Origin of the sequence: Acinetobacter sp. DSM 11652 (assembly GCF_900109815.1) — a bacterium.
Classification (GTDB): domain Bacteria; phylum Pseudomonadota; class Gammaproteobacteria; order Pseudomonadales; family Moraxellaceae; genus Acinetobacter.
Map to the genome: position 1 here is coordinate 113,098 of NZ_FOBK01000011.1, position 8,942 is coordinate 122,039.

Below are 8,942 nucleotides of genomic sequence, written 5' to 3' on the forward strand. Positions count from 1 at the left end.
TTACTGGTAAATTATGTGCTCAAAGTATCGAATTCATCGCTTTTTCTAAAACTAAAAAAGTTTGAACGCGAGCAAAACTTATATCAAGACAAAGAGAATTGATCAATATTTATGACCTTTCTATCAAATATTGTCATTAATGTAATTGACGCTTTCAGATGAAATTCAAACTTTTCGTGATTAAAAAAGCATCCCGAAGGATGCTTTTGAATCATGATTGATCTAGTTTATAAGCAGATTAGATATCGCGTACCGCACCTTTTGCAGCACTTGTTGCATGCATTGCATACGCTTTCAGTGCTTTAGATACTTTACGTGGACGCTCTTTCGCAGGCTTCCAACCTTTAGCTTCTTGCACTTCACGGCGCGCTGCCAATACATCATCAGCAACTGCTAAGTGAATCGTACGGTTTGGAATATCAATTTCGATACGATCGCCATCTTCAACTAATGCAATTGCACCGCCTTCAGCCGCTTCTGGAGACACGTGACCAATTGAAAGACCTGATGAACCACCCGAGAAACGACCATCAGTCACAAGCGCACAGTCTTTACCTAAACCTTTTGATTTTAAGTAGCTTGTTGGATACAGCATTTCTTGCATACCCGGACCACCTTGTGGACCTTCGTAACGAATCAGAACCACGTCACCTGCTACGATTTTGCCGCCTAAGATTGCTTCAACTGCATCATCTTGGCTTTCAAATACGCGTGCTGTACCGTTGAATTTCAAAATTGAGTCATCAACGCCAGCCGTTTTTACGATACAGCCATCAAGTGCGATGTTACCGTAAAGAACTGCTAAACCGCCGTCTTTAGAGAAAGCATGTTCTGCATTACGAATCACGCCATTTTCACGGTCGCCATCAAGACGTGTGTAGTAACGGTCTTGTGAGAATGCTGTTTGTGTTGGTACACCGCCCGGTGCTGATTTATAGAAGTTATATACCTCTTCATTTTCAGTACGAATAATGTCCCACTTATCTAAAGCGTCTTTTAATGTTTTTTCGTGTACGGTTGGTACAGACGTATCGAGTAAACCTGCACGGTCAAGTTCGCCAAGGATCGACATGATACCGCCTGCACGGTGGACATCTTCCATGTGAACATTTTTAACCGCAGGAGCAACTTTACACAGTACAGGCACTTTACGTGATAAACGATCGATATCATCCATTGTAAAATCAACTTCTGCTTCATGCGCAGCCGCTAATAAGTGAAGTACTGTATTGGTAGAACCACCCATCGCGATATCTAAAGTCATGGCATTTTCATAAGCAGCTTTAGGGGCAATGTTGCGTGGTAATACGCTGTAATCATTTTGTTCGTAATGGCGTTTTGTGATTTCAACAATCAACTGACCCGCACTCTCAAATAGTTTTTTACGGTTGGCATGCGTTGCAAGTGTTGAACCATTACCCGGTAATGATAAACCTAATGCTTCTGTCAAACAGTTCATTGAGTTTGCAGTAAACATCCCTGAACATGAACCGCAAGTCGGGCATGCAGAACGTTCGTATGCTTTTACTTCTTCATCTGTGTAGTTGTCATCTGCAGCAACAATCATGGCATCCACAAGGTCAATTGCTTGTTCACCACCACGAATTTGGACTTTACCAGCTTCCATTGGACCGCCTGAAACAAACACAACAGGAATGTTTAAGCGCATTGCCGCCATCAACATTCCCGGTGTGATTTTGTCGCAGTTCGAGATACAAACCATTGCATCTGCACAGTGTGCATTGACCATGTATTCAACTGAGTCAGCAATCAAGTCACGCGATGGTAATGAATACAACATTCCGTCGTGACCCATTGCAATACCGTCGTCTACTGCGATTGTATTAAATTCTTTAGCTACACCACCCGCTTGTTCAATCTGACGTGCAACAAGCTGACCTAAGTCTTTAAGATGCACATGACCCGGTACGAATTGTGTGAATGAGTTGACTACTGCAATAATTGGTTTGCCAAAATCTTCGTCTTTCATTCCAGTTGCACGCCATAAGCCACGTGCACCCGCCATATTTCTTCCGTGTGTTGATGTTTTCGAACGATAGTCAGGCATTTTTATTTCCAACTTAAGCTGAGCTCGATGAATATGTATTCAATCTGGCTAAATGATACTGAAATATAAGGCTAAATCAGTTGAACCTTACTTCTATTATGACAGCTTTCTGATTAACAGTTAACCATTGCTTGCAATTGTTCGTATAGGTCTGATTTGCCCTCAACGATCTAAATCGATGTAAGAGATGTGATCTACTATAAACCCTTATCTGAAATCGTAATACAAAACTTTCATGAATCTTTTTTTAAAAATACATAAATTTTATTAATCACACCTTAAGCACAAAATGCACATGAAAACGTTTCAAATTACGACCTTATTTGGGCGAAAATCGCTTTTGGCATATAATGTTCTTTATATTGTTTTGGAAGTGTCTGAGTGAAAATCATCTTTGCGGGAACCCCTGAATTTGCAGCGAGTGCATTAGCAGCTTTGCTAAAGACTTCTCATGAAATTGTTGCTGTGTATACGCAGCCAGACCGTAAAGCAGGACGTGGACAAAAACTAACAGCGTCAGCGGTAAAGCAATTGGCGCTTGAGCACAATATTCCTGTTTACCAACCTTTACATTTTAAATCGTCGACTGAGGAAGGTTTGGCTGCTCAAGCTGAACTCAAGTCTTTCAATGCTGATGTGATGGTGGTCGCAGCATACGGTTTAATCTTGCCTCAAGTCGTTTTGGATACACCTAAATACGGCTGCTTGAATATTCATGGTTCCTTATTGCCTCGCTGGCGAGGTGCAGCCCCTATTCAACGTGCTATCGCGACAGGTGATACTGAAACAGGTATTACGATCATGAAAATGGCAGCTGGTCTAGACACTGGTGATATGATGTTTAAAACGATCTGTCCTATTATGGCTGAAGATACTTCCGCAACCTTACATGATAAACTGGCTCAACAAGGGGCTGAAGCCACTCTCGCTGTTTTAGAAAGTGAAGACACTTTAAAGCATTATTTAGATACACGTGAAGTTCAAGATGAATCACTTACAGTGTATGCACATAAACTGTCGAAGGCTGAAGCTCAAATTAACTGGGCAAATGATGCTGTGACGATTGATCGAAATATCCGTGCTTTCAATCCTTGGCCCGTAGCTTTCACTCCTATTGATGAAACCAACAATTTACGTATTTGGAATTCGAAACTTTCTTCACTCACTCCATCAACTCAACAAATCGGTGAAATCATCGCTGTCGATCAGGATGGTGTTCACGTTGTGTGTGGTGATCATCAAGTGATTTGCCTCACTCAACTTCAGTGGCCAGGCGGTAAAGCGCTCAATGCTGCACAAATTCTACAAAGTCAAAAATTGCAGCCAGGACAGATCTTCGCATGAGCCAGCAATCTTCTCATTTAAATTTACGCGGACATGTGATTAAAACATTACTGGCCGTTCAGAATGGGCAATCCCTCACCTCTGTTCTTTCCCAACATCTTTCATTGGTTGGTGAGCGTGATCGGGCCTTATTTCATGAATTGACTTTAGGCACTTTACGCCAATGGCATGCACTTAAAGCAATTACTCTCCCTCTTCTGACTAAACCGCTCAACAATGAAACCGTTGAAAGCTGCCTATATTTAGGTTTATATCAACTGCTTTGCACGCGTATTCCAGCACATGCGGCTATCTCAGAAACGGTAACAGCCACCAAACAACTTGGTTTTGAGGCTTTAAGTGGCGTCGTGAATGCGATTCTACGTCGTGTTTCACGTGAAACTGAAGAATTCGGCGCAGCATTAGACCAAGCCCATGGTTTACCTAGTTGGCTATTTAAGCGTTTGAAAAAAGATTGGCCAGAGTATCTTGAAATGCTTTCAGATGAGCTTAAACTGGCTGCGCCTTTGACACTACGTGTAAATGAACGACAGGTAAGCCGTGAGGAATATTTAGATATTCTTGATGAAGAAGGGATTGATGCTCATCCATGTGAATGGTCCGATGTCGGCATTATCTTAGATCAATCCGTGCATATTCCTCATCTCCCTGGCTTTGAAGAAGGTGGTTTTTCTGTTCAGGATGAACATGCTCAACTTTGCGCGACCTTATTGCCAAATCTTGATGATAAAATCGTAATTGATGCATGTGCGGCTCCAGGTGGAAAAACAGCACATATTTTGGAGTGTTATCGCCCTAAAAAGCTGTATGCGATCGATCACGACACAAAGCGTTTAAGCCGCGTAAGTGAAAACTTAGAGCGTCTTGCACTTAATCAGTATGCTCCAGTAGAAATACTCACTGCTGATGCTACGGTATGGTCTGCACCTGAACAAGCTGACTGTATTATTCTCGATGCACCGTGTTCTGCTATTGGAGTTGTACGACGTCATCCAGATATTCGTTTACTTCGCCAATCTACCGATATCCAACAAACGGTTGCTCTTCAAAAACAGATTCTGAATCATATGTGGCAACAACTCAAAGTTGGCGGGTCAATGCTTTATATTACCTGCTCGATTTTGAAAGCTGAAAATGAACACCAAATGATTGATTTCTTCAACACGCATGCAGATGCTCAAGAAATCAAATTAAATGTAAATTGGGGAATTGAACAAATCCACGGCCGTCAGTTATTGCCACAACAAGGTCATGGTGATGGATTCTATTATTGTTTAATTCAAAAGATTTAATGCTATTTTTTAAGATAGTTTATTTCTAATTTACCGACATATAAAAAAGCCATGACTCGTGTCATGGCTTTTTTAATATTGATCTGAAGTAGTTTAATCTTCAAGCTCATCTGGGTTTTTTGCCAAATGAATCATGGCTAAAATAAGACCACCCCATAACAGCACTGTTGAGATAATAAGCATCATTAAAGCAGAAGTATTCATCTTATTTCTCCTCAGGTCCATTGTCTTTTAGACGACTAAAAACAACCGCACAGAATACAAAGATTGCAACTACACCGCCACCAATTGGCAATAGAATCTCAATTGGATAACCGCCATAACCTTCAGTAAATATTGACTTCAAGGTCATCAATAGCGCAGCTAACAATGAGATTGGCGTAACTACAGTCAACATGAAGTTCCAACCAGCACCTAGCTTAATACTAGCATATTGATTTACATGCTCTTGAAGTTGCTTTAACAACGGTCGACGGAACCATGACACCAATACGATTGATAATAAGCCACCCGCGACAATACCAATATTATTGGCAAAGTAATCGATAATATCGACAAATGTAATCGCGCTGTGAGTTGAGAACAATAAAGTTGAAACAATTGCTGAACCACCTGCAATAATTGTCACAGCCTTCTTACGAGACCATCCTAACTTGTCTTGGAAACCTGCGATTGGAACTTGAAGAATACTGACCATGGATGTAATCCCTGCAACTGTTAAAGATGCAAAGAACAAGAAGCCAAATAAGTCTCCGCCAGCCCCCATGCTTGAAATGATTTTAGGGAAAGCGATAAAAGCTAAACCAATACCACCAGATACAACATCGTCAACTGAAGCACCCGCACTGTAGGCCATGAAACCTAATGCTGCAAATACCCCAATACCAGCTAAAATTTCAAAAGATGAATTTGCAAGAGCAACGACTAGTCCAGAACCAGTTAAATTCGTTTTTTTCTTCAAATATGAAGCGTAGGTCAACATAATCCCGAAACCAACGGATAACGAGAAAAAGATATGGCCAAATGCAGCTAACCACACTTTATAGTTGCCCATCGCTTCCCAGTTTGGTGTAAAGAATGCATTTAAACCTTGGACAGCACCTGGTAAACGAATAGCTTGAATCACGAGAATCGTGAATAAAACCACCAACAAGGGCATAAAGATCTTATTCGACAATTCCACGCCTTTCTTCACCCCACCATACAGGATGAACATAACGATCGCCCAAACGACAACCAAACCTATAAATAAGGTCGGAACAAATCCAAATGCTAAGCCTTCACCATTCTGAAGATAGGTGGTGAAAAAGAATTTTTCTGTATCACTTCCCCACTGTTGACCAAATGAGTAGAAAATATAACTACCCGCCCATGACAATACACTGGCATAGTAAATACCAATAATTAATGTCACAGCGACTTGCCACCAACCCAATGATTCACCATTCATCAACTTCTTGTAAGCTGTAGGTGGGGCCTTACGGTATTTATGTCCAACTGCATAATCTAAAAATAAAAGTGGAAGACCGGCAGCAAAAATTGCAACCAGATAAGGGATTAAAAATGCCCCGCCACCATTTTCATATGCGACATAGGGAAAACGCCAAATATTGCCTAAACCTACTGCAGAACCAATAGCTGCAATAATAAAACCTGATCTGGCGCTCCAATTTTCACGTGAAGCTGTCATATAGTACCTAATCCGTAAATGGGTACACGCTTACTGCTATTGTTGATGTTATCTCGCAAGTAATTGCATACCATTAAAATTTTTTTGTTTGAATCAGAAACGGCCTTTTGAGCATTTTTTTCGAATTACAAACCACCCCCTTATTTAATATTCTTGGTTAAAGAAAGATGAAATAAAGGATGTTTAATGAATCAACAATAGCGCTTTTAATCAGATTTTTCTGTAATTAATTCAGGAAAAAACTGTGTTTCATCATTTTTTTATTCTTATTGATTAATTTTAACTCAATATGTTTATTTTTAAATCACTGCGTTAATCTAAACTAAATAATTTAAAAGGAGCGTTATGCTCCTTTTAACATAAAAAATAATTATCCTTGTTTAATCACAAGCAAACGCTCTTCTTGCATATCTCGAATTGCTGATTGAATCCCTTCTCGACCTAGACCCGAATCCTTAACGCCACCATAAGGCATATTATCTACACGGAATGATGGAATATCATTAATGATGACACCACCTACATGTAAATGATTCCACGCATACATCATTTTATTCAGACTTTGTGTATAAACGCCAGCTTGTAGACCAAATCGGCTTTGATTAATTGTAGCAATGCCTTTTTCAAAATCTTTGTACTTCTCTAGAATGGCAACGGGTCCAAAAGCTTCATCTTTATAAATTTCTAAAGACGCATCAACATTTTCTAACAATATTGGATCAAATAAAGCCCGTTTAACCTGACCTTCAACTAAAACTTTGGCACCCTTCTTTACAGCTTTATCAACCCATTTTTTAAGCCTTTTAGCTTCTGCCTCCTTGATCATAGGGCCACATAAGGTCGAGTCTGAATTCGGATCGCTCGCTTTGATTTTTTTTATTTTGGAAATTAATTTCTTCTTTAAATCCGTATAAATATTTTCATGGACTAAAATTCTTTGGACACTAATACAAACTTGACCTGCATGGTTATAAGCTCCCCCAATAAGACGATCAATTAACACATCAGATATTTCAGTATCAGGTTCAATTAAAACAGCAGCATTTCCACCAAGCTCTAAGGTGACTTTTTTTCGACCTGCACGTGCTTTCATATCCCAACCGACTTCATCCGATCCAGTAAAACTGAGTAATTTGAATCGGTCATCGGTTACCAAAATATCCGCCTGTTCGCGAGGACAAGGTAAAACTGAAAATGCACCTTGAGGTAAATCAGTTTCAGCCAACACTCCTGCAATTTTTAGAGCAGAAACTGGTGTAAGTGACGCAGGTTTCAGTACGAAAGGACACCCTGCTGCAATTGCAGGTGCAATTTTATGAGCAGTTAAATTAAGTGGAAAATTAAAAGGACTAATTAATGATATAGCACCAATCGGAACATGTTTAATCATACCTGTATAACCCTGTGCAGCAGCTGTTACAGCCAATGGCATTAAACGCCCATCGTCGATTTGTGTAACAGCATCAGCAGCGATTTGAAAGGTATTTATAAGACGCTCAACTTCAGCCTGAGCTGCTTTTAATGGCTTTCCACCCTCTGCAATCAAAATTGCAGTTAATTCCTCTCTCATTTCGCCAAAGCTTTTGACACAATGTAATAAAATCTTTTGCTTTTGAAATGGTTCTAATTTTGCCATTGCCTGTTCTGCATCAATTGCAGATTGGATTGCTTTTTCTAAAGTATTTGCATCTGCTAAGGCTACTCGGGCAAATGTTTTTTGGCTAAATTTATCTTTTACCTCAAGCCATTGACCTGTTTGGGATGCTTTAGAGGCAACATAAAGAGAATAATCACACTCAATTTTTTTTTCTGAATTGGTCATCGCGTATCCTTAAATATATTCGGATTTAAAACTTTTAAATTCACTATATCATGACCTCTCAAGCAACTTCTGTTCATGAGTAATTAAGTAATATATTTTTCACTCTTACTTTTTATTATATACATGCCTCTATTGCATCTCGCATGCATTTTAGTCACTCATTACCTAAAGCATTAAAATACAATCACTACCTATTGTTTAGGCGATCATTTTTCTATGTACACAGGGATACCGATAGAAACTAATCATGCTTTATGAATTTGAGCATCAGATGGATAAAAGCGGTTGTTATAACTGTTCAAGACATAAAATTTATCGTTTATATGATTATTTTTTTCAATTTTAAGATTAAAAATGTATTTAAAGGATATTTTTCAGTACCACCATGCCTTTCCCTTTATTTTTATATCTTTATTTCATTCTTTACTACATAAAAAAACACCCCCTTGTATTGAAGGGGGTGTTTAGAATAATGAGCTGGCGATGACTTACTCTCACATGGGTAACCCCACACTACCATCAGCGCTAAGAGGTTTCACTTCTGAGTTCGGGAAGGGATCAGGTGGTTCACTCTTGCTATTGTCGCCAGCACAACTGTTGTGACTTTGCTTGGGTCTTATTCGCATGTATTGTTTGCGTGCCTTTGCTTGGTCAAAGAAGTTATTAACAGCTATTTGAGTTGCTTTAATTGGTGCAGTTTAGCGTTTTATCTAACTAAATCAAGTT

At 39.5% G+C, this 8,942-nt stretch carries 6 protein-coding genes and 1 rRNA gene; 2 read left to right on the forward strand and 5 right to left on the reverse strand.

What is annotated here, in order from left to right; all coding sequences use genetic code 11:
• Positions 1–238: 238 nt before the first annotated feature.
• Positions 239–2,068 (reverse strand): dihydroxy-acid dehydratase, encoded by a 1,830-nt coding sequence (gene ilvD, locus BMW42_RS11505; protein ID WP_092768005.1) that lies wholly within the window; start codon positions 2,066–2,068, stop codon positions 239–241.
• A gap of 381 nt (positions 2,069–2,449) precedes the next feature.
• Between ilvD and fmt the strand changes: the two genes are divergently transcribed.
• Both fmt and rsmB read left to right on the forward strand, forming a co-directional pair.
• Positions 2,450–3,412: a methionyl-tRNA formyltransferase gene (fmt, locus tag BMW42_RS11510; protein ID WP_092768007.1), complete on the forward strand. Its 963-nt coding sequence runs from the start codon at positions 2,450–2,452 to the stop codon at positions 3,410–3,412.
• Entirely contained in the window at positions 3,409–4,704 is a 1,296-nt protein-coding gene (gene rsmB, locus BMW42_RS11515) for a 16S rRNA (cytosine(967)-C(5))-methyltransferase RsmB (RefSeq protein WP_092768009.1), read from the forward strand. Before fmt ends, rsmB begins: the two co-directional genes overlap by 4 nt.
• A gap of 93 nt (positions 4,705–4,797) precedes the next feature.
• Here the strand turns inward: rsmB and BMW42_RS11520 are convergent, their stop codons facing one another.
• From BMW42_RS11520 to rrf, 4 genes are all read right to left on the reverse strand, one after another.
• Positions 4,798–4,908, reverse strand: a complete 111-nt coding sequence (locus tag BMW42_RS11520) for a methionine/alanine import family NSS transporter small subunit (protein ID WP_081403317.1) — start codon at positions 4,906–4,908, stop codon at positions 4,798–4,800.
• A 1-nt stretch (position 4,909) separates the two neighbouring features.
• Positions 4,910–6,394 (reverse strand): sodium-dependent transporter, encoded by a 1,485-nt coding sequence (locus tag BMW42_RS11525; protein WP_092768011.1) that lies wholly within the window; start codon positions 6,392–6,394, stop codon positions 4,910–4,912.
• 370 nt (positions 6,395–6,764) lie between these two features.
• Positions 6,765–8,216 (reverse strand): aldehyde dehydrogenase family protein, encoded by a 1,452-nt coding sequence (locus tag BMW42_RS11530; protein WP_092768013.1) that lies wholly within the window; start codon positions 8,214–8,216, stop codon positions 6,765–6,767.
• A 475-nt stretch (positions 8,217–8,691) separates the two neighbouring features.
• A 5S ribosomal RNA gene (gene rrf, locus BMW42_RS11535) occupies positions 8,692–8,806 on the reverse strand.
• Between the last annotated feature and the right edge of the window lie 136 nt (positions 8,807–8,942).

Coding starts and splice junctions, on each gene's coding strand:
- ilvD (WP_092768005.1), bottom strand. CDS start 2,068: ATGCCTGACTATCGTTCGAAAACATCAACACACGGAAGAAATATGGCG.
- rsmB (WP_092768009.1), top strand. CDS start 3,409: ATGAGCCAGCAATCTTCTCATTTAAATTTACGCGGACATGTGATTAAA.
- BMW42_RS11520 (WP_081403317.1), bottom strand. CDS start 4,908: ATGAATACTTCTGCTTTAATGATGCTTATTATCTCAACAGTGCTGTTA.
- BMW42_RS11525 (WP_092768011.1), bottom strand. CDS start 6,394: ATGACAGCTTCACGTGAAAATTGGAGCGCCAGATCAGGTTTTATTATT.
- BMW42_RS11530 (WP_092768013.1), bottom strand. CDS start 8,216: ATGACCAATTCAGAAAAAAAAATTGAGTGTGATTATTCTCTTTATGTT.